Source organism: Cohnella panacarvi Gsoil 349 (assembly GCF_000515335.1).
GTDB classification, from domain to species: Bacteria; Bacillota; Bacilli; order Paenibacillales; family Paenibacillaceae; genus Cohnella; species Cohnella panacarvi.
In genome coordinates this window covers 355,374-377,087 of the sequence record NZ_KI911563.1, presented here as the reverse complement: position 1 = coordinate 377,087, position 21,714 = coordinate 355,374, and the positions used below count along the sequence as shown (strand labels likewise).

Annotated in this window: 18 protein-coding genes; 11 read left to right on the top strand and 7 right to left on the bottom strand. The window is 48.2% G+C overall.

What is annotated here, in order from left to right; genetic code table 11:
* The first annotated feature begins 21 nt into the window (after window positions 1–21).
* Complete coding sequence (locus COHPA_RS0101890; protein ID WP_027084498.1) at window positions 22–981, top strand: TIGR03943 family putative permease subunit; 960 nt, start codon at window positions 22–24, stop codon at window positions 979–981.
* A gap of 108 nt (window positions 982–1,089) precedes the next feature.
* Here the strand turns inward: COHPA_RS0101890 and COHPA_RS0101885 are convergent, their stop codons facing one another.
* The 6 genes from COHPA_RS0101885 to COHPA_RS0101860 form a co-directional block, all read right to left on the bottom strand.
* On the bottom strand, window positions 1,090–1,815 hold the full coding sequence (locus COHPA_RS0101885) for a hypothetical protein (RefSeq protein ID WP_027084497.1): 726 nt from the start codon (window positions 1,813–1,815) through the stop codon (window positions 1,090–1,092).
* Entirely contained in the window at window positions 1,812–2,528 is a 717-nt protein-coding gene (locus COHPA_RS0101880) for a fluoroquinolone export ABC transporter permease subunit (protein ID WP_027084496.1), read from the bottom strand. The genes COHPA_RS0101885 and COHPA_RS0101880 overlap by 4 nt, the downstream gene beginning before the upstream one ends.
* Window positions 2,525–3,379, bottom strand: coding sequence for an ABC transporter ATP-binding protein (locus COHPA_RS0101875; RefSeq protein ID WP_027084495.1), 855 nt, complete (start codon window positions 3,377–3,379; stop codon window positions 2,525–2,527). The genes COHPA_RS0101880 and COHPA_RS0101875 overlap by 4 nt, the downstream gene beginning before the upstream one ends.
* Before the next feature lie 256 nt (window positions 3,380–3,635).
* Window positions 3,636–4,055 carry an arsenate reductase (thioredoxin) gene (gene arsC, locus COHPA_RS0101870; RefSeq protein ID WP_027084494.1) on the bottom strand — a complete coding sequence of 140 codons (420 nt, stop codon included), beginning with the start codon at window positions 4,053–4,055 and terminating at the stop codon, window positions 3,636–3,638.
* Between the two features lie 40 nt (window positions 4,056–4,095).
* A complete protein-coding gene (locus tag COHPA_RS0101865; RefSeq protein ID WP_027084493.1) occupies window positions 4,096–5,388 on the bottom strand; it encodes an arsenic transporter in 1,293 nt (430 codons plus the stop codon).
* 13 nt (window positions 5,389–5,401) lie between these two features.
* Window positions 5,402–5,716, bottom strand: coding sequence for an ArsR/SmtB family transcription factor (locus COHPA_RS0101860; protein WP_027084492.1), 315 nt, complete (start codon window positions 5,714–5,716; stop codon window positions 5,402–5,404).
* A gap of 227 nt (window positions 5,717–5,943) precedes the next feature.
* On the opposite strand from COHPA_RS0101860, the gene COHPA_RS0101855 reads away from it, so the two are divergent.
* The 10 genes from COHPA_RS0101855 (at window position 5,944) to COHPA_RS0101810 (ending at window position 21,326) form a co-directional block, all read left to right on the top strand.
* Window positions 5,944–7,746 carry a sensor histidine kinase gene (locus tag COHPA_RS0101855; RefSeq protein ID WP_084760251.1) on the top strand — a complete coding sequence of 601 codons (1,803 nt, stop codon included), beginning with the start codon at window positions 5,944–5,946 and terminating at the stop codon, window positions 7,744–7,746.
* The gene (locus tag COHPA_RS0101850; protein ID WP_027084490.1) at window positions 7,718–8,791 is read left to right on the top strand and encodes a response regulator; all 1,074 of its coding nucleotides are present in this window, start codon (window positions 7,718–7,720) and stop codon (window positions 8,789–8,791) included. The genes COHPA_RS0101855 and COHPA_RS0101850 overlap by 29 nt, the downstream gene beginning before the upstream one ends.
* Window positions 8,792–8,852: 61 nt before the next feature.
* Window positions 8,853–10,166 (top strand): ABC transporter substrate-binding protein, encoded by a 1,314-nt coding sequence (locus COHPA_RS0101845; protein ID WP_027084489.1) that lies wholly within the window; start codon window positions 8,853–8,855, stop codon window positions 10,164–10,166.
* Between the two features lie 26 nt (window positions 10,167–10,192).
* On the top strand, window positions 10,193–11,080 hold the full coding sequence (locus tag COHPA_RS0101840) for a carbohydrate ABC transporter permease (RefSeq protein WP_425393670.1): 888 nt from the start codon (window positions 10,193–10,195) through the stop codon (window positions 11,078–11,080).
* A complete protein-coding gene (locus COHPA_RS0101835; RefSeq protein ID WP_027084487.1) occupies window positions 11,077–11,898 on the top strand; it encodes a carbohydrate ABC transporter permease in 822 nt (273 codons plus the stop codon). The genes COHPA_RS0101840 and COHPA_RS0101835 overlap by 4 nt, the downstream gene beginning before the upstream one ends.
* The gene (locus tag COHPA_RS0101830; RefSeq protein WP_027084486.1) at window positions 11,895–13,505 is read left to right on the top strand and encodes a cellulase family glycosylhydrolase; all 1,611 of its coding nucleotides are present in this window, start codon (window positions 11,895–11,897) and stop codon (window positions 13,503–13,505) included. The genes COHPA_RS0101835 and COHPA_RS0101830 overlap by 4 nt, the downstream gene beginning before the upstream one ends.
* A 493-nt stretch (window positions 13,506–13,998) precedes the next feature.
* Entirely contained in the window at window positions 13,999–15,480 is a 1,482-nt protein-coding gene (locus COHPA_RS0101825) for a hypothetical protein (protein WP_027084485.1), read from the top strand.
* A 26-nt stretch (window positions 15,481–15,506) separates the two neighbouring features.
* Window positions 15,507–19,163 carry a hypothetical protein gene (locus COHPA_RS0101820; RefSeq protein WP_027084484.1) on the top strand — a complete coding sequence of 1,219 codons (3,657 nt, stop codon included), beginning with the start codon at window positions 15,507–15,509 and terminating at the stop codon, window positions 19,161–19,163.
* Window positions 19,164–19,888: 725 nt separating this feature from the next.
* Entirely contained in the window at window positions 19,889–20,332 is a 444-nt protein-coding gene (locus tag COHPA_RS0101815; protein ID WP_027084483.1) for a hypothetical protein, read from the top strand.
* A 445-nt stretch (window positions 20,333–20,777) separates the two neighbouring features.
* Entirely contained in the window at window positions 20,778–21,326 is a 549-nt protein-coding gene (locus COHPA_RS0101810) for a hypothetical protein (RefSeq protein ID WP_027084482.1), read from the top strand.
* A gap of 151 nt (window positions 21,327–21,477) precedes the next feature.
* Here COHPA_RS0101810 and COHPA_RS0101805 read toward each other — a convergent pair whose 3' ends face one another.
* Entirely contained in the window at window positions 21,478–21,687 is a 210-nt protein-coding gene (locus COHPA_RS0101805; protein ID WP_027084481.1) for a CLC_0170 family protein, read from the bottom strand.
* Between the last annotated feature and the right edge of the window lie 27 nt (window positions 21,688–21,714).

The following is a 21,714-nucleotide window of genomic DNA, read 5'->3' as shown; positions in this document are numbered from 1 at the left end:
AAAGGGAAGGAGGAGTTCCGATTGAATGAGCGTTATAGGATTGCGCACTATTGGATCAGGGCGGGCATATTGGCTGCATTATCTTGGTATATCGTACATTTGGTAAAATCGGATAAACTGCATTTATATATTGTTCCTCGGATGATCCCTTACGTTAAATTCGGGACGCTGGCTTTGTTTGCAATGGCAGCCTTTTACGCGTTTCTTGCCATCAGCCGATCTGACGGAAATGCCGCTGAACCAGACTGCGATTGCGGCCATGAACCTTCGCGTTCATCATCACGAAACATACTCATGTACGGGCTATTCGCAATTCCGTTGCTGCTTGGATTTGCGCTTCCTGATCGAATCATGGGTAGCGAAGTCGTTGCGGTGAAGGGAATGAACCTTAACGTGGCGACCGTTGAACAACCGACAGAACAGGAAGAGGATTTATCGGAACCCTCGTTAGAACAACCGAATGAGCAACCGACAGAAATTCCGAGTGAGAAGCGGGAGGGGGAGTCGCCATATCATGAATTAGATAAGCGATTTCCCGCAGATGATTACGGCATGGACTTCGCAACATTAGGGAAACGACTCTATCCTAAAGACACGATACACGTTAATGCTGAAGGATATCTCGAATTGCTTACCACGCTGGATTTGTACAAAGATAACTTCAAAGGCAAAGATATCGTCATTAGCGGATTCGTTTACCGTGAAGACGATATGGGCAAAGACGAATTCGTCGTATCCAGAATGGCCATGCAATGTTGCTCGGCAGATGCGACGCCGTATGGATTTCTTGTTCGATCGGACATGGGGTCATCCCTTAACAACGATACATGGATAAATATGACGGGAACATTGTCGACTACCGTATATCGGGACAACGAAATTATTAGGCTGGAGGCAAAGAAAATAGAAGTCATCTCGGCGCCGGATGATCCTTACGTATATCCTTACTATGACGATTTCGAGGATCTCGTGGTGGATTAGCCTGCCTCGTTGAACTCGATATTGTTCAATTATTCCGGTCTATTGTTGTTAATGCTTTCGGTACAAGATCAACTTTTGAAGCCAAAGCAGTGATCTTGCCGGTAATATTCAGTCCGTTCTTCTGAGAAAGACATGAAATAGTTTCGTTAACAAAACAACATGGAATACAAGACCAATCACAAACCATCCTACGGAAGCTAACGAATGACCGGCGATTCCGGTTAAATAGCTCTGTGCAGGCCAATAAGTTGGGACCCATACAGCAAGATAAGTCCACGGTTCCGGAACAAAATAGGCGGTAACAGGACCTACAAACAACAATCCACTCGCCTTAGACAGCGCAAGCCCTTCTACTTTATTGGCTGCAAATGCAGTCAGAAACAAGGCGAGGATGGGCGCCTCCAAGACTAGCAGAATGACGGTATAGATGTTTTCCGGTTGTATCTCGGTAATCCCGGACAGCAGAATAAATAACACGCTAAGCAGGAACGTCAACAAACTCGGCAGTAACAACCGGTATCGAAAGTAGCCGGCGCGTGCCAGCGGTGTCACTCCGAAGTATGTCACCATATTTTCATCCCGCTCATCAAGCATAAGGAGGCCGGACATTGAACCCGGCAGCATCGGTATAACGATTAGCAGGAATACTGCAGCGAAAGATATATATTCATCCAACAGAAAGTCGTAGTCCTGCACCAGCCAGTCGGAAAGTATGGGAAAGCCTAATCTCGCAATTATGATTAGCATAAGAGGGCCGACTAGACTGGACATCAGCATCGGATCGGTCAATAACTGTCGAATGTCTCCTAGAAGCAGTGCCCGGTACTTCTTCATCCTTGCACACCTCCGTTCCATTGATTGCGAAGCACTTGTCTACCAAACGAACGATGTGCCCATTTGAAGATGAGAAAATTACCTAACAACAAAATAAGTAGTGAATATCCGATTTGGCCCGCCGTTAAGGTTGAATAAGAAGAACGGAGGAGAAGGAGAGATCCTGATGTCGGTATGATTGCGTACAGGCTAGATGGACCGATCTCGAAGAAACCGAGCAGCGGCAGCGTGAAAGGCAAGACATAAAGTTGTGAAAGCAATATAAATCCGTTAATAGATTGTGAACGAACGACTGCTCCAATGGACAACAGCGTTATCATGCTCGAAGTCAACAGCACGCCGAGAGAGAAGAGAACCGGATGATCCGGCATGCCGAGACCGAAGCCGTGAATCGCCCACGCCGCCGATAAGGAGAGCAGGGATAGTGAAATAGATTTCGCCAGTAAATACTCCTTTAACTGAAGCGGCGTGGCGAACAGACTGGCATGTATCCCTTGATCCTTCTCAAGCAAAACAATCCCTCCAGCAAGAATAAGCCCTACCGCGCTTGGGTCAGAGAACGTAAGCAAGAGAGTGACTGTTTCCTTGTATCCTGTTGGCACGTAATGAAGCAGCACCCAGTAGATGGAGCAAACCAATACGTAAACCCCATAGAATCCATGACGAAGCTGGAATCGAAAGTCGAATTTGATCGCAGACAATAATCTACTCATGTCAATGTTCTCCCCGTCACGTCGATAAAGATCTGTTCCAACGTCGTTTCTCGGGAATGCATGGTTTCGATCGGGTATTGACGGAGCAGTTGTAGGAAGCGTTCATTCCCCCCGATCCCATCGATAGCGAAATCCTCCGCTTTCAGCTCCTGGTTGTCTCGATATTCCACTCGGATTTGTCTTACGCCCAAGCGAAGCTTTAAATCGCGAGGCGAGTCGATCAACTTGATGTGACCATCCACGATGAAAGCGACACGGTCACAAAGTTCTTCTGCAGCCTGCATATTGTGCGTCGTAATAATCACAGTGGCGCCTTCGGACTTTTTCTCCAGAATCAATTCCTTCATAATCTTGGAGTTGACCGGGTCCAAGCCTGAAGTCGGTTCGTCGAGAAACAGAACTTCGGGTCTATGCAGAATGGATCGGCAAAAGTTCAATCGCATCTTCATCCCCTTGGATAGTTGGGATACTTTCTGATGGGCCGCATCCTCCAGACCTAATTTGGCAAGGAGTATTCTCGGGTCTTCCGTCGGACCTGCATAGAGCGATTGGAAGAGCCTTAAATTCTCGATCACGGTGAATTTCTGATAGAAGTTGGGAAATTCGAAGGCAACCCCAATTCGTTCATAATAATCGGACCCTACCGTCCGAATTTCTTTCCCCAGAACCTGTACTTCCCCTTCGTACTGCTTAAGGGAGCCGATCAGTATCTTTTGTGTCGTGCTCTTGCCTGCGCCCGATGGGCCAAGAAAGCCGAATATCTCTCCTGGCCGGATGGAAAAGTCGAGGCCGCGAAGCGTCCGTTCAGCAGCCCCCGGGTACTTAAATTGAAGATTCTTAACCATGATCATAAACTTTCACTCTCCTTGGCTCGATGCGGATTCAAAAAAAAGATAAAAAGGAGCCTGCGCTGCGCAGACTCCATCTGTCAAACTTCGTATGCAATTATTGGAAGTTTATTGTTGAAATGAATATAGCATAGTTGTTTCAGCAAGGCAATATCCGAAAGAGTCTATTGTGGGGAATGTTGAATTGTCGGGTTTTGCAGGTTGAAGGCGTTAATGAGTGAATTCCACCATGAAGATTTTGTTATCGTAAAACGAATAATTACTTACCCTCGCGAAGGAACTGTTCGATTCGTACTTTAATGGCATCTCGAGTCGAACGGAATTGAGACAGGATTTCTTCTTCGGTACCGGTTGCCTTGGCCGGATCATCAAATCCCCAGTGCCACTTGGTGACATTCGGATTCATAACGACCGGGCAATGCTCGTCAGCATGTCCACAGAGCGTAATCACGAAAGTCGCCCGATTGAGCGTCTCCGGATCGATAACGTCAGAAGTGTTGTTCGAGATATCGACTCCGGCTTCTTTCATCACTTGAACGGCGCGTGCATTAAGCCCGTGGGCTTCCAAGCCCGCGCTCTTCACTTCATAACGGTCACCGCCAAGCGCATTCATAAATCCGTCGGCCATTTGGCTGCGGCAAGAGTTGCCCGTACAAAGAAAATAAACGAGTGGTTTCATGTGATTTCTCCTTTTTATATGTATCGAATGTATAGGTCAACTAACCGATGAGCTTTAACCAAAGATAAAGACCGGACAGGGTAATGAATAAGACGGGAACCGTTAAGACAATCCCGACTTTAAAATAATATCCCCAGCCGATTTTGACGCCTTTATTCGAAAGAACGTGAAGCCACAAGAGGGTAGCTAACGAGCCGATCGGCGTTATTTTCGGTCCTAGATCGGATCCGATAACGTTCGCATAGATCAGGCCCTCACGAATGACGCCATCGGTGGATGTTCCTTCGATCGCGAGAGCATCGATCATAACCGTCGGCATGTTATTCATGATCGAAGATAGAATAGCCGCAATGAATCCTCCGCCGACCGTGGCTACGAACAAACCTTGATCGGCTGCCCATTGGAACGCGTGGCCGAGTTCTTCCGTTAATCCGACGTTGCGAAGACCATAGACGACGACATACATGCCGATGGAGAAGACAACGACGGCCCACGGAGCGCCTTTCACAAGGTTCCACGTATGAATGGCCGGGCTTCTACGAGCTAAGAACAAGAAGATAAGGGCTACAACTCCGGCGATGATCGATACCGGCATATGGATGAATTCGCTCGCCAAGTAGGCAATCAGAAGCACCGCCAGTACAACCCATGAAATCTTAAAGAGGCGTACATCCTTTATGACTTCTCGAGGCTTTTTCAGTTGCGCCAGGTCATATTGCCTCGGAATGCTTTTACGGAAATACAAGAAAAGAACGACCAAACTTGCAACTACCGACAACAATGTCGGTACGATCATTCTGCCGGCGTACTGAACGAATCCGATACCGAAAAAGTCCGAAGAGACGATGTTCACCAGGTTGCTCACCACGAATGGCAATGAAGCGGTATCCGAAATAAATCCGCTCGCCATAATAAACGGCAATATCATTCGATCGTCGAACTTAAGCGCTCGAACCATTGCAAGTACGATCGGAGTCAAAATCAAAGCCGCGCCATCGTTGGCGAAGAACGCCGCTACAGCGGCTCCTAGCAACACGACGTACACGAACATCAAAGCGCCGTTTCCTCTAGCGGTACGGGCCATGTGCAAGGCAGCCCATTCGAAGAACCCGATCTCATCAAGAATCAACGAAATCAAGATGACAGCCACGAACGCAAGCGTTGCGTTCCATACGATTTGCGTAACGTCCCATACGTCGTGGAAGTTTACGACTCCGCAGATTAGCGCGACGATCGCGCCGCCGCATGCGGACCAACCGATATTAAGCCCTTTGGGCTGCCAGATAACGAATATCAAAGTAATAAGAAACAGGATAGAGGCAAGCGCCAGCATAGTAACCCCCGAATTAATCGCAGCTTTGCGATGGAGTCGCGTTGATCTGTTCTTTCATGGAGGGAAGTTGGTCGATCAACTGCTTTAAGTGAGGTTTGTCTTCCACGTTTAATGAGTAATAAATCCATTGACTTCGCCGAGTTTCATGGACTAATCCGCCGTTTTTTAAGCGTTTTAGATGCTGGCTCACGTTGGGTTGAGTCGTTCGAAGAATCTCGACGATATCGCAAACACACATCTCCTTTTCCTTAAGGCAAGCAAGAATAGTAAGCCTGCTCTTATCAGAGATAAGCTTTAATTGTTCGGACATGGCTTCGATTGATTCCACTCGGATTCTCCTTCCGTTGAATAATAAGCGTCAAATTGAATTATACACATTTCGTATCATAAGTAAACATTTATATTAGTCCTTACTTATTTTAAATGCACGGCGAATATCAATTTAATCCAATTTAGAATATCAACAATGTACAATGGAAGGAGACAGGAATCTTAACGGCGTTATCGAATTTTCTCACACACGGTCAACGAGATTCCGCTGAAAGGGGCGGTGCCATGAGGCGCTTTAGCATACGGCTTCGTTTAATGATCTTGATGATGTGCCTGACGACGCTGCCGGTGTTGACGGTTACGTGGATCGCGACGCTGAATACGAGGGAATCGGTCAAGAAAGAAATCGTGAACGCGAACATGTCGCGTCTACTGTGGGCCGAGCAATATCTGGGCGAGCTGATCGCCCAGGTCGAATCCGCGTTTATCGGCTTGCAGATCAACGAGAAAGTATTGACCGGCATGGAAAAGGCGGAAAGCGAAGATCCCTCCGTGCAGTCGCGAAGCCTGAACGAGATTCGATCGGCGCTGACCTCGGTGCTCTATTCCAATTCCCGCCGCTTCGAACAACTGACGTTATACATTTCCGACAAAAATCAAGCGTATTCGGTCGACTTTTCCGGTAGCGGCGTCCTGTTTCCGATGACGATCGAAGACAGTAGCTGGTCGCGTATGAAAGAGGGTCCCGTGAATCTGTACTTCGAGCCTTCCGGCGATGGCATCTATGCTTACCACAGTATCAACCGCTTCGAAGACCGCCGCATGCAAGGCGGGTTGTCGGTGCGTATCGACGACGAAATCTGGAAAGAAGCGAACGACATTCTGTTGTCCGAGAACGAAAGCTCCGTATACCTGTTGAACGACAAGGCAGGGCTTTTGACGCTGTCGGGGGCATCCGGCGACGGCATTCCCGCCGAAATCTCGGCGATGATCGCCCGCACCGGGTCGTTCGAATCGCAGCCGCGATTTTTCAAGACTGACCGATTTTTCTGCTTCGTCAAGAGAGTCGACGACGGCGAGCTCGCGATCGTGAAGACGATTCCGATCGCTTCGGTGCAGCAAAGCGCGAATTCGACGATCCGCGCCGGCATCTTGACCGGGCTTCTGTTCGCGGTCGCTTCGCTGCTGTTGTCGGTGCTCGTATCACTTCGCATAAGTCGTCCGATCGTGCGTCTGGCGAAAGAGATGCGCATGGCCGACCCGAACCAGCTTGCCTATACGTCGGTGAATACGAGAGACGAAATCGGTCTTCTCGAACGCGGCTACAACTCGCTCGTTCAGCGGGTCAAAGAGCTGATCGAGCACGAATACCAGCGCGAGATCGACGTCAAGAACGCTCAGCTCGCCGCGTTGCAAGCGCAGATCAATCCTCATTTCCTTAACAACACGCTGCACATGATCGGCGGTATGGCGCTCTCCAAACAGGCGCCCGAAATTTATCAGGTCACGAAAGTGATCGGCGATCTGCTTCGCTATTCGATCTCCGAAGGTGAAGAGCTTGTCGCCTTGGACGACGAGATCAGACATATGAACAATTATTTATATATTCAACAGCAGCGATTTTCCGGAAGATGTCACGCGCGTCTGGATCACCGTTACGCGGAATCGAGCATCCGGTTGCCGAAGTTCACGCTTCAACCGCTCGTCGAGAACGCGTTCGAGCACGGCTTGCAGCGCAAGGAGGGCAGTTGGCGGCTCGACATCCGGATCGCGAGGACGGGCTCCCGCGCCGTATTTCTGATCCGGGACGGCGGCGTCGGAATGACCCGGGACCGATTGGCCCGAATCCGGCTCGACCTGCTCGGACGCACGAACGAGCCGCCGCCCCCGGCGGAAAACGACGGACCCAAGCGCAGGCGCGGCATCGGACTCAAAAACGTCGATTCGCGACTCCGCCTCCGTTACGGAAACCGATATCGCGTAAGAATGTTCAGCGAAGAAGGAGTCGGCACGTTGATCGCGATTGCTATCCCTCTCGAATGGAAAGGAGACGATGACGATGCACAGCGTCCTTCTGATAGACGATGAGCCCTGGTCGCGCGAGGTCGTCAAAGCGCTCGGCCAATGGGATCGTCTCGGCTTTAAGCTCGTAGGCGAGGCGGAAGACGGGAATTCCGGAGTGGCAATGATCGAGAAGCTTCGTCCGGACGTCGTCATTACCGACATGCGGATGCCCGGTCTTGATGGCGTAGGCTTGCTGAAGGCGATAAACGAGTCGTTCCCCGAGCTGAAAATCATCGTGATCAGCGGCTACGACGACTTCGTCTATTTGAGGCAAGCCGTCGCTTCCCGAGCGACCGACTATCTGCTAAAGCCGATCGACCCGGACGAATTGAACGCGGCGCTAGCGAAGTGTGCTGCGGAGTTGGATAAGCACAAGGCCGAAACGCCGTTCGCGGGCGTTGAATACACCGTCTTCGAGGAGCCGGAACTGCGTGAGTTGTATTTGAATTTGCGCAGGAGGCTAAGCGCGGCGCTGCTGGAGCTGGACGAAGAAGCCGTCCTCGAACTCGTTGGCAAATTCGACGATTCGGTGCTTGCGAAGATGGGGCAGGACCTGATGCTGATCGTCGAAACGTTCGCCGCGGAGAACGATATCCAACTCAAAGCTGTCTGGAATCGCGGCGGTCGCTCGTTCGACGGGAGCGGGGACTCGCTGCGCTTTATTTACGGAGAAGTGATGAAGGATGCCATCGCATTTCGGCGCAATCGCAATAGGCTCGACTTAGACGACGTCGTCCGTTTTATCGAGCGCCATTATTCGGACCCTATTTCTCTCGACACGGTCGCCCACTATTTCCATGTGACGAAGGAGCACCTAAGCCGAACGTTCAAGGCGCATACGGGACGCAACATGACCGATGCCATCGTCGCTCTCAGAATGGACAAGGCTCGCGAGGCGATAGAAAGCGGCCTTCCGATCAGGCAGGCTGCGGAGCTTGTAGGTTACGCAGACATCGCCTATTTCTATCGCGTGTTCAAGAAGCAATTCGGGGCAGCGCCGGGAGAGTGGATCAAGCAGAAAGAAGCACGTCAATATCGTGCAATCGAAGAAGACAACATCGTCGAATGATGGCATTGGGTTATTCTCCTACAATTAAGCTGTATTCAACAATAAACAGGGGGAATGAACAATGAAGAAAGCGCTTAATCTCGGTACGGCTCTTTTGCTGACGACCGGCTTGCTGGCGGCATGCGGCAACAACTCGGACAAGGTGGCGAGCTCCGCGACGGCAAGCTCGTCGGCAAGCGCGCCGGCAGAGAAGGCGGAGCCGAAGGAAGTCGAATTGAACGTCTTTATCGGCGCTCCACGGTTCAAGGACCAGTTCGATAAATACTTCGAGAAGTTTAAAGCCAAGGAGTTGGCGGAGAAGAACATCGACGTGACGGTTAACCTGGAAATGCCCGCACCGGAACAAGCAAGGGACGTATTGAAGGCTCGTCTCGCGTCGGGAGATGCGCCGGACGTGTTCGATCTTCACGCCACCCAAGACATTCCGAGCTATTACAAAGCCGGCTATTTGACCGATTTATCCGACCAGACGTTCGTAGGCAAGCTGTACGATGGCGTTAAGCAAACCGTGACGCTGGACGGCAAAGTGCTCGCCGTTCCGATGGAGAGCTTGTCTTGGGGCTACCTCTACAACAAGAAAATGTTCGCGGACAACGGAATTACGCCTCCGCAAACGCTTGACGAAATGAAAGCGGTCGTAGAGAAGCTGAAAGCCGCGGGTCAAACGCCGTTCCTGCTCGCCTACCAAGAATCCTGGGTTCCACAGTTGATGACCGCTTTGTCGATCGGCGGCACGGTGTCTTCCGAGCAACCGGATTGGATCGCCAAGATGAACAAGGGCGAAGCTTCCTACAACGATATCGCAAGCATTTTCGACATCATCGATTTGATTAACGCTAACGGCTCCGCTAAACCGTTCGAGGTCGGCAGCGGCCAAGGCTCCACGGACTTCGCGAACGGCAAAGCCGCGATGTGGATTCAAGGCCCTTGGATGGCCGAATCGATCCTGAAGGCGCAACCGGACTTCGAATTCGGAGTGGCGCCGCTTCCGGTCAGCAATAATCCGGCAGGCACCATGATCAATCTGGCGACTTCGACGTCGCTCGCCGTGTCTTCGTCCAGCGAAAATCCCGAAGTTGCGAAAGACCTGGTCAACTTCATCCTGGACGATAAGGAGTCTTCCGCTTTGTTCGAAGAGCTGAAGTTCAATCCGATCGCGACGGTTCATAACTACGAGACGTTCCCTTGGATTCAAGAAGCGACGGCTTACGTCTCCCAAGGCAAAGCCTACCTTGACTTGCAAATGCCGCAGGCCGTTACCGACGAGCAGGCCAAGCTGCTGCAAAGCTATTACAGCAAAGACGTGTCCAAAGAAAGTTTCATCAAGACGATGGACGCGACTTGGGCTAAAGCGGTAAAGGCCGCAGGCCAGTAAGCGAGCAGATAGGGGGAGTGATGATCGTGACGCCGTCGAGAAAATGGAAACGTTCGGTCGCGCTAATCGCCTTCGTATTCCCCGCGCTGTTGTTTTACGCCGTATTCACGCTGGCCCCCGCTATCGGGGGCGCGTGGTACAGCTTGACAGACTGGAACGGATTGAATCCCACCTATTCAATGGTGGGATTCTCCAATTACGCGGAGGCATTCACGCAAGACCCGTCCTTTGTTAAATCGATCTGGTTTACGCTGAAGTACGTCGTGTTTATCGTCGTTCTGCAAAACGTTATATCCCTGACCGTCGCGGTGCTCGTGGAATCCCGCGGACGCGGCAAAGCCTGGTTCAGGACGATCTTCTTCATGCCGAACATGATCAGCATGATCATCGGCGGATTCATGTGGATGTTTATTTTCACGAAAGTGCTGCCCACGATCGCCGCCAAGACCGGATTGCTGTTCCTGGATCAATCGTGGATCGGCGATCCGAAATACAGCTTCTTCTCCATTCTGGTTCTGTCCTTGTGGGGCGGAGTCGGTTATATGATGGTCATCTATATCGCGGCGCTGCAAAACGTGCCGCAAGCGCTCAAGGAAGCGGCGGCCATCGATGGAGCTTCGTCTTTCCAAGCGTTCCGCAACGTTACGTTGCCGCTTATATACCCTGCGATCACGATCGGCTTGTTCATGACGCTGAACAGCTCGTTCAAAGTGTTCGAAGCCGTATTCGCGCTGACCGGCGGCGGACCGGGAAGGGCGACGCAAGTGATCGCCATGAACATTTACGAAGAGGCGTTCTCCTTCAGCAACCGGTTCGGATACGCCAGCGCCAAAGCGATGATCTTGTTCGCGATCGTCTTCGTCATCACGATCGTGCAACTGGTCGTCATGAAGAGAAGGGAGCTGGAAGCATGAAGCTCCGTTCGGCTCTCATTACGTTCATCTTGCTCTTATGCGCCGTCTTTACTTTGTTTCCGATCCTGATGGGCTTGCTCAATTCGCTTAAAACCGAAGGGGATATGATGAACGATATCCTCTCGATCCCGGCGAAGCTCGAATTCGGCAATTACGCGGACGCTTATCATAAAATCCGTTTCATGAACAGTCTGGGCAATACGGTAACGGTGGCGGCGGTCGGCTTGTTCGGCATTATCGCATGCGCTTCGCTGGCGGGCTACAAGCTGTCCCGGACGCCGGGCAAGCTAAGCGCCTTCTTGTTCGGGTTGTTCGTCATGTCGATGCTTATCCCGTTCCACTCGATCATGATTTCTCTGACGATCATCGCCGACCGGCTTCAGGTGCAAGGCTCTACGACGGGACTCGGACTTATCTATATCGGCCTCGGCGTGCCATTCGCGATATTCCTCTATCACGGATTCGTCAAAACGATTCCGAGAGAGCTCGACGAAGCGGCGGTCATCGACGGCTGCGGCGAAGTCCGGTTGTTCGCTTCCGTGATCTTCCCGTTGCTGCTTCCGATTACCGCGACGGTCGCGATTCTGAATCTGCTGTGGATGTGGAACGATTTCCTGCTGCCTTTATTGATGATTACGCACATCGACGACTATACGCTGCTGCTGTCGACGAACATGCTGTTCGGGCAATACGGCAATAACGACTGGTCTGCGATCTTGGCTTCGCTCGTGTTGGCGATGCTGCCTGTCATTCTGTTCTATTTGATCCTCCAAAAATACATTCTGAACGGCATCGCGGAAGGAGCGGTTAAAGGTTGAGCAAAGACGTGCAAGGATTTTTGAAAGCGGTCGGTCGTAAGCTCGTTAACGAAGCGGGGCGGGAAGTACGGCTACGCGGCGTCGGCTTCGGCAGCTGGATGCTGCCCGAAGGGTACATGTGGCGGTTTCCTAACGCGGGAGACCGGCCACGCAGAATCGAAGCGATGGTGCGGGAGCTGATCGGCGAGGAGAAGGCGGAACGGTTCTGGAGTCTCTATTACGAGCGCTACATCGCCGAGACGGATATCGCTCGCATCGCGCAAGAAGGTTTCAACTCGGTGCGGTTGCCCGTCCATTGGCGTGTGCTAATGGAGGAACGCGAGCCGGTCGTCTTCAAGGAAAACGGCTTCCGGATCCTCGATCAAGTCATCGCCTGGTGCCGAGAGCACCGTCTCTATGTCGTTCTCGATTTGCACGGAGCGCCGGGCGGGCAAACGGGGACGAACATCGACGATTCGGAGCGGGACTTGCCGGAGCTGTTCACGGACGAGCGGAATCGCAGACTGACGATAGAGCTATGGCGAAAGCTAGCCAAGCGATATAAGGACGAGTGGATCGTCGCCGGGTACGACTTGTTGAACGAGCCGCTCCCGGACTGGTTCGCGAAGTACAATCCGCTCGTCATGCCGCTCTATCGCGACATCATCCAAGCGATTCGCGAGGAAGACTCTCGTCATATGATCATTCTTGAGGGGGCGCATTGGGCAACGGATTGGACGATTTTCGACGATCGTCCGGACGACAACCTGATGCTGCAGTTTCATAAATATTGGAACAACCCGGATACCGAGAGCATCCGGAAATTCCTCGACAAGCGAGACGAGTGGAACGTGCCGATCTACATGGGCGAAGGCGGAGAGAACAACAAGGATTGGTACGCCGGCGCATTCCGATTATACGAGGATCACGATATTTCGTGGAACTTCTGGACGTGGAAGAAGATGGACACTGACAATTCCCCTTGCTCTATTCGCAAGCCGGAAGGGTGGGAGAAGCTCGTCGCCTATCTCGAAGGCGGGGAAAAGCCGTCTCCCGACACAGCCGAACGCATTCTTTGGACGTACCTCGATAATCTGCCGATCGAAGCCTGCGACTATCATCCGGCTGTCGTTAACGCGCTGTTCCGCAGGCCATCGGTCCGGATACCCGCGATTTTCTATGGATACAAAGGGGAAGGAGACGGATTCGGTTTCGGGGGTAAGCGCGAGACTCGGACGATCGGCTTTAGAGACACCGACGGAACGGATATCCGATTCGCATCGGAGACCGAGGACGCGACGCCTAACTTCCAACACGGCGGCGGCGAACCTTGGCAGGAGAAGGACTGGATGTACGTCCATCTAGAGCAAGGAGATTGGCTCGCCTATACGTTCGAGACAGAGAAGACTCATTCGATCGGGGTGGATATACGAGCTTCGTCTACGGTCAACGGCAGCAGGCTGGCCGTCACCGTAGACGGTGCCGCGATCGGCGCAGCGGCGCCGTCACCGGCGGTTTGGACGACGGTAACCCTTACAGACGCACGCCTGCTGACGATCGGGCACCATCGGATTGAAATTAAAGCCGAAGCCGGCACCGTGGATTTGATGTGGCTTCAGCTTCATTAAACACACAAGAGCTTATACTTTTTCGAGGACGTTTAGCATGATTGGGCCAACCAGACTTTCGTTTGCTGAGAGGGCAAATCAACTTTGGATGAAGAGAATGTCCAGACATTTGTGTCATTTATGTCTGGACATAGGTCGTTAGACAATTGTCGGGTGACAAGAACTTTTATCCGATTAAAGTCCGCGTAAATCGCGGGCTTTTTTAGTTATCGGCTAACGTTCTTGTCATATGACGATGTCAAGAACTTAGGCCGATTGCCGACTTCAACGATAACGATTACTCAGCAGCTTGTTAAGCAATGGGTATAATTCTCCGGGTTTACATTGTGTGAAATATATGGTTAAAATGAATGAACAAATAGTAAAAGCTAGCTTTTTCGACAAATTATTAGGAAAATCGACAGTGAATTTATTTGAAAAAACAGGAGAGAGTTAGAGAGTTAGGGTTCAGGTAGGTTTTTTGGTGATCTGCTTTGACTAAAGGAGGAAAATAATGGATTTTCATTCGTTAAATGGTGTGGATATGGTAGCAGCCATCACACAAGATACGCTTAATTATCATTGGTCTAAACTGTTCAAGAAGGGAATTTTCTCTAGCAGTCTTTCGATCGATACGGGCAGTTCCGGAATCAAATTGAATGCCAAATTGAACGCGCCGATCGTCCAATTCAATAAGTCGGCGGTTCAAGCAACCTCGCTTCTCGTTCTGAGTATGTCTTCTGGAACGTTCACCTATCAGGAGGGAACAGGCTCACATCATGTAGATTTCAAAAATTGGGTCTATGCGTTTGATGTAAGCTTGAGCTTGGCTGTCGTGAACGGTGAGGATTTGAAGCGTTCAGATGTGGTTCCAGATGCCGTATCGGATCAGTTGAAAGCATTTAATAACTCCTTATATAGCATCCAGCATTTATTCGTTGATTTTCAGAATACCGACTTTACAAGTTATGATCCTTCATTAACGCAATTGCCTTTTCCGGATAATTCTACGATTACGCCAGATCAGCTTGAACAATTTCAACAAGCTTTGGCAAGTTATTTTAGCTCATTACAGGGTGCGTACAATCCTTATGTTCTTGGTTATTGTGTGAGTCAGTTGCCAAACCATACGGGTCTTCAACCAGAAACCTTCACGCCCACGAGCTACAATTTCTCAACCTTTAGCGATCCTTCAACACCAGGATTAAGTACATTGAATTATCTCATCATGACGCAAGAAAAGATTTTTCCGAGCAACACAATGGCGGGGGTATATTTTGAAAACTGGGTAACGTCCTCTGATTACGATGGTAAGTTTATCGTGTCGCCAGACATATTATGGTATGAATGGTTGATCCCTTCAATTCTCTATTCACTTGGCATTCAGCAGCAAGTGAATGCGATGAATGTCATGAATGGCTGGACAGTAAGTCAGTCGAATTCCAATCAAACAACAGAGCCGGACAGCATCACGTGTATTTCGAAAGCCACAATGGTAGACGGTCACACGAACACAACTGACCAACGCAGCGTACAAATCGTATATACCAATGATTCTTCAACGAAAGTGAAAGTGAAGCTGAGCGGTACTTTTACGATGACCTACCGTGTAGACTTCACCTGCATCCTGCACGAGTGGATGGAAGAGGACGCAACGCTCAATTGGTCCGGCAAGATTAAGATCGAAGCGGGCGACAATGGGCAAATCAAGCTAGATCTAGAAGAACTGATCGTTCCAGATGCAACTAGAACAACGAACGGCAATTGGCTAGGCAAAGCAGATATTACTATGATTCCTAACAATAAGAAGACATTGGATCAGATTGGCGATCAATTCGAGAAAACGATGAAGAACAATTTGCAACGATTCCAGAATATGATATCCGGTGTATATAATTGCTTGGTTCTACCTTCAGGCGATGAGTATTTCTATGCAAATCCACAGATGGCGCAAGATGCCAACCTATTGCTAGATATTACATTAAAATCTAATTAAGGATCCCAGTAGAGAAGAGGTTTCTAATGAATATCATTACTGTACCAGGGAATGGGTCAAGCACAAGCAATACCTATCAGATAAGCGTTGATGCAGAATTGATGGTTAATCAGGTTGCGGGTACTGTGGTCGATCCGCAACATATCATGCAAGCGGCACAAGATAGCCTAGGCAATACAATTGTATTCTCCATAGGAAACGATGGCGTATTCTATGCTTTGATCAGAGATGATTCCAGCAATACAGGATGGACACAGGTCGATCTTAGCTCGCAAATAGATTCAAATCTTCAATCACTGACCTTTGACGTTGTACAAAGCACAGATGGAATGCTGCTTCTTGCTTTAGCCATGGCACCTAAGGAAAAGTCTAACCACTCCACCTTGTATATCACACCCTATCTGTCTAACGATCCGACAGTGACGGATTGGCCTAATGTGGTGAATCAATGGGTGGAACGTCCTTTTACGGATGGCAACGTAGAGATTCAAGAGATTGTTAACGGTACGGCTGGCGACAGCTCGACTGCACCTTTAGGGATAGTTGCGGTTCAAAACAGCGATACCTCCGAGCATTATTTCGTTAACCTGGATGCTTCCGATAACACCTGGACTTGGCAAAAGTTCGTTCTGCCTGAGAATGCAACGAAGATTCATGACTTGGCCATCGGCACATTGGAAGGAGATATAGGGGTCTATGCTTTGTATGATACGAGTTCAGGGCAATCTCTTGAATTCACCTCATTGCCTGATCCTACCTATCACAAATCATCCAGCTATGCTTTCACTCTTCCTGGCAAGATGAGAGCTATTACAGCTTTGCCTAATGATCAATCAGATTCATTCGATCTCTATGTGGCAGGGGAAGGGCTATATGTCTATGAAGCCTCCGTGCTTCAGGATGCGACTGAGATCGCGAGCAGTGATACGATCCCATTCTCCAACATTACGGACTTGAATGAAATGGTCGTCACGCAGGATGCTGAATTTGTGTCCCTATTCGCACTTAGTAAAGACGGGTCGTTATTTCATTGCGGAGCTTCCAGAAACGATCTGAACACATGGAGTGTGCCAGTATTAATCAGTGAGAGCGTAACGCAAATTACGGCGAACTTTAACGCATCCTCACAAGCGAATGAATTACTATCCGTGAAAAATGATAGTACACTAAAATATCATTATCAGGATCTGGATAATGCGCTCTGGAAAGAATCACAGATCCAATTGCCGCAGTTAAACGAAGTAGTTAATTTCAATTGTTACACCACCCATGTGAACTTCACAGACCAGAACGGTCAAATTCTCATTAATCAAGAGATAAGCGTATCAGCATCTTCTCTTTGCTACACGACCATGAACGGACAAGTATATCGTTTAGATTCCGATGAATCTGTAACCGTCACGACGGACACGATGGGAAACCTAACGATCATCCAACCGGTAGATACGATCTCTGTGGCTGTCTTCCATCTTACTTGTTCATTGTTCAATGAAGTGATAGATATAGATCCCTCTACCAAAGTGCAAAATGCTTTACAGCAAATTACTTCCTCAGATGACTTGAAGATTGCTAAATTACAGGATGGTACTCCGCTCATCACGACCGATGTGGATGATCAAACCTTGCAAGCAACTGCTGCCTCCTTACAGCAGTTAACAGCTTACACGAGTAATATGACCTCAAATAGTTCTACTTCGACTTTCGCAGCGAAGCCGATTGCATCTGCGAGGTCAGCTAATCAGCCTGGCAGACATTTACTTGCGGCTGCTTCTTTGCCGCAGCAAGCTTGGGGAATGGTATTCAGCAAGAACGCTGCGACTTTCCTTGATCAGACTGCCGCCGTGTCCTATCTGGCCAAGTATCAATCAGGTTCTGGTCGCAGCCTTGCTCAATCTCTCTTTGTATCCGGCTCGATATTTGATGGTTTAAACTGGATTGAGACGGAACTCGGAGACGCAGTAAAGTGGCTTGAGAAGGCTTACGATTCGGTTACAAGCTTCTTTATGCAAGCAGTTGGAAAAGCGTTGGTCTTCGTATTCGAGATCGAAGGAATGATATTCTCCTTTGAGATTAAAGTGATTGAGGCCGCATTACATGCGATCAGTTGGGTACTCCAGAAAACCATCGGAGTGAATATTGACAAGTTTATCGATTGGCTTGGTTTTATCTTTAATTGGGATGATATTAAACTATTCCATAAAGCACTGGTGAATCTATCGAATCAAACGATCGCTTATGGTGAAAGTGAACTGAAGAACGTTGAGAAGAAAGTGAGCGACTTCTTCGACAATCTCAAGAACACCGTCAAGAGTATGGAGCCGACATCGTCATTGCCGGGTCAAAGCGATAACATACAGGAAGCAAAAAATCAATTCTTGGCTTCCCAGTCGGCAGATTTAACGGATATGCAACAGCAATTCAACAATACGCCTGGAAGCTACTGGGGCCAGTATCATTTGATGCACAGCGGGGCGGCGAATAGTACGAACGTGCACACGACAGCTCCTACTGATCCTATGACTTCCTTCTATCAAGACGTAGTTGATCCGACATTGGCATCGATCCAGGATACGATCAATCAGCTCATCCAAGACCTTCAGCTTACGAGTCAGGACAACTCCCTTACCTTTTCACAAGTGTTCGAAATCATGATAGGGGATGTCGTGATCGGCATTCTTGATGCGGCGGAGAAAATCACCGTCGGCTTATTGGAAGTATCCGGCGACATGATGAAGTTATTCCAAAAAGCGCTGAATACCAGCTTGGATATTCCATTCTTCAGTGCTTTTTACAAGAATATATCGGACGATGATCTAACCGTTCTGGATGCAATGATGTTAGTATCAGCGATTCCAAGTACGATCATGTACAAGCTTGCTGCGAATCAAGCGCCTATTACTGATAAGAATGATGTTCTGATCACGGGCGATTATAAGCAGCTTTTTGGATTATTTACAGGTGCCGATAACTCGAATAGACACACTAGCTTAGATGCTGCTCAAGATGATTCATCGACTGTGAGTCCTTCAGTGCTGTATTCGCAGGTTGGAGGGTTCGTGTATACGGTTCTTAATGGGATTCATGATGCCCTCGTATTAATTAGCGTTGATAAACAGCTAGGCATATTGAATGAAGATAATTTCAATGACGCCGAAAGTTTGGAGGAGGAGTTAAAAAGTTTAGAAATGTATGTAGGAGCGGCTTCATTCCTGAGAAATCCATTTTCTTTTCCAGTGGGGACGGATGTTGAAGTTGGTGTTCAGCGAGCGACTTGGGCAACTTATCTTATCGGTTCTATCGCTGAGATCTGCTTACCTTCGCTCGTGCGCAAACTTAAAGGGCAATCTGCAGTACCTTATGCTAAAGGTGCAGAACTCATCATAGTTGCCATGCTCGCATATGCGATGGAGATTAGTATTTCTATAGCAGAGTTCAAGGAAGAGAAAAAGGATAATTCGAATCAACAGTACGATTCGACGGATTCGGCTTTGAAGGTCGCTCAGACGTTATTTTACTTTATTTCCGATATTGCTAGCGGCGTTGCGAGTATGACCATCAAGGACAAAGAGGACCAGACGACTGCCACCGTCTTTTCCGCTGCTTTTGAAGCATTCGGCGGGTTGTTAAGTATTTCTAGGTGTTTAAGGAACACCGTTAAACAAGCAGAGCATCAAAATTTCTAACCTGCGCAAATCGAGCCAGAACAGTTTGACGACCTAATTTGATATGCCACATTCTCGATATCGCAGAGAGAGGTCATGTGATGAAGAAACTCCTATTCGTGCCGGATATATAGAGGTCGTCAAGCAAGGGAATATTAGCAAAGTGAAGGGGAAACTTTATATTGGACAAAGTTATTGGGATACATTGCACAACAGAAAGATGGAAGTAAAGCCCGGCAGCGAAGTTGATTTTAAGGCGGGGGTTTGCTTTCTATAATGATGAAAGCAAGCTTCTTGGAGTAACACCAATATCCATGTGTATGAAACGGCCGGAAAAGGCGACTTGACCAAAGCCAAAAGGGTTACATTGACTATTAATAAATTTGAGCCAATTAACGAAATCGAACCAAACTAAGAGCCTTGTTATGCAAGCGTGTTGTCGGCAGACAAGAACATAGACCGAATCAAATCCGCGTTATATCGCGGATTTTTATTTTGTCGGGTCAAGTTCTTGTCACTTGGCAAGATGACATGTACAAAGACAAGAACATACAACCATACAGATCCGCGCTCAGCGCGGCTTTTTTATTTTCTCGATGTAAGACAAGAACTTGCATTGTTTATAAAGAGGCTTCGAACGTGGATGCAAGTAAGAGATGTAGTAGTTTAATTGAACTAACGGGCAGTTTAGCGCAACCATTAGTTACTTGAGAACGTTGAATTGATTAAGAAGGGGGAGTGAGTTTATGAACATTCGTGCTCTAATCTCCACGTTATTGTTCATTGTTTTGCTTTCTGGATGCAATTCTATTGGGGGTGTCCAAGATTCTAAAGACGCCTCGTTAGATCTATCATTAGCGGATTTGTTAGTTGCCCTTGATGATGTAGGAATCCATTATGAAACAAGAACGGAGACCCAGAATATATACGATCTGCGAAGAGATGGTGCTGAGCGGCACTTGTATCAACTCGGAGCAGGTAAATTGACGATATACCGTTTCCTTACCGTTGACCAGAGGATAGAAGTACAACGAGACCCATTTCCTACCGCCTCTGCAGTACCCCCGAACGGATCGTATGGAATGGGCAGGATACTTGTCTTTTACTACGATGGCGACAACGTAATGGCGCAGAAACTTGCTGAAGCGTTTGAACCATTTGGTTTCGAAGAAAGAAGCCAACTGTATTAAAGGTTGGCAATCGGTGGAACGCTCAGCTAATGGGACACAATACTTCAATCATCCAGCCTGCCGGCGTGATCCGGCAGGCTGTTCAGCTAAGGGGCAGGATAATTCAATGATTTTACGGTGCCGAAATCATTAAGTCTGAATCACTTTATAAGGATATTTGATGCAAACAGCGAGGATATGGTGATCTCTCTAGTATGCCGCTCTAGTGACATATGTGCAAAATACGGGTTTTGTGAATATGTTAAACTCGAATTTATGTAAAAATATTTAAATTCAATTACATTTTTCAACACGATACGACATGAAATTAATTACTAATAACTATTAATTTGTGGGTGTAAAATCCATTTTAGGATTCCTCTCCTATTTATTTTAATGCGAACTATGTATTATTGTTGATTTTGTAGCTGGCCAGCTAGAGAAATTAATAATGGAGGCTAATCATGTGAGTAAATTTAAGAAATTGACTACCGTATTACTGGCTTTGGCAATGATGGCTATCTTTTCTCAATCGGCTTTTGCCGCTGACCCCTACTACACGAATCCTAACGGTTCCACTAGAACTGCATCTCTTTTAACTGTGGGTACAACCGCATCCGATTTCATCTCATTCGCTATGGAAGAAGATTACTACAAAGTGAACGTTGAAAAAGGCAAACTAGTTAAAATCACTTTAAACAGCCCATGGGGTAACTGTGCCAAATACTTTTGCAACGATTATTTACCAAGAACGAATTATGACTTCGCCGTATTCGAATTAGTAAACGGAGTAATAAAATATGTTACGCCTTTTGGCAGCTATGTAGAAGGCGGTAAAGGCGGTACTGATAGTCTCATGTTCTATTCGTCCGGAAATCAATACTATATTAAAGTATCCGGGCATCCGGAAGCTCCAATCGGCAAGGATCCTTATGGTAATCCAATTTACAACTACCATTATTCAGCGATAATGCCTTATCATCTTAATGCCTCTTATTTGAATTTTAACTTCTAGGGTATCCAATGGATTATCATAATTAATATCATTAATCATAAACTCCGCGAGCCTATTCGGTCAGCGGAGTTTATGATTGTAATTCTGCTTGGCAGAGATGAGATACGTTGAATTTTCCTCCGATACGATTGTCGATCCAAGTTCACCCGCATCACTGCATCCAATTCACAACGCGATACGCTACATAGATCGCAACGCCAAACGAAATGTTCAACCAGCCTAAAACTTTGGATAGCTTTTTTTCTTTATTCATATTAGCGGTTTTATAGATATTGATGTCCAAAATTAGTATCAATATGCCCGTGATAATCCAGATCGGTATCACGTAACCGACCGATCCGGCATATTCGCTTATGCCCATGCGAATCCCTCCTGATCAGACTTTCGC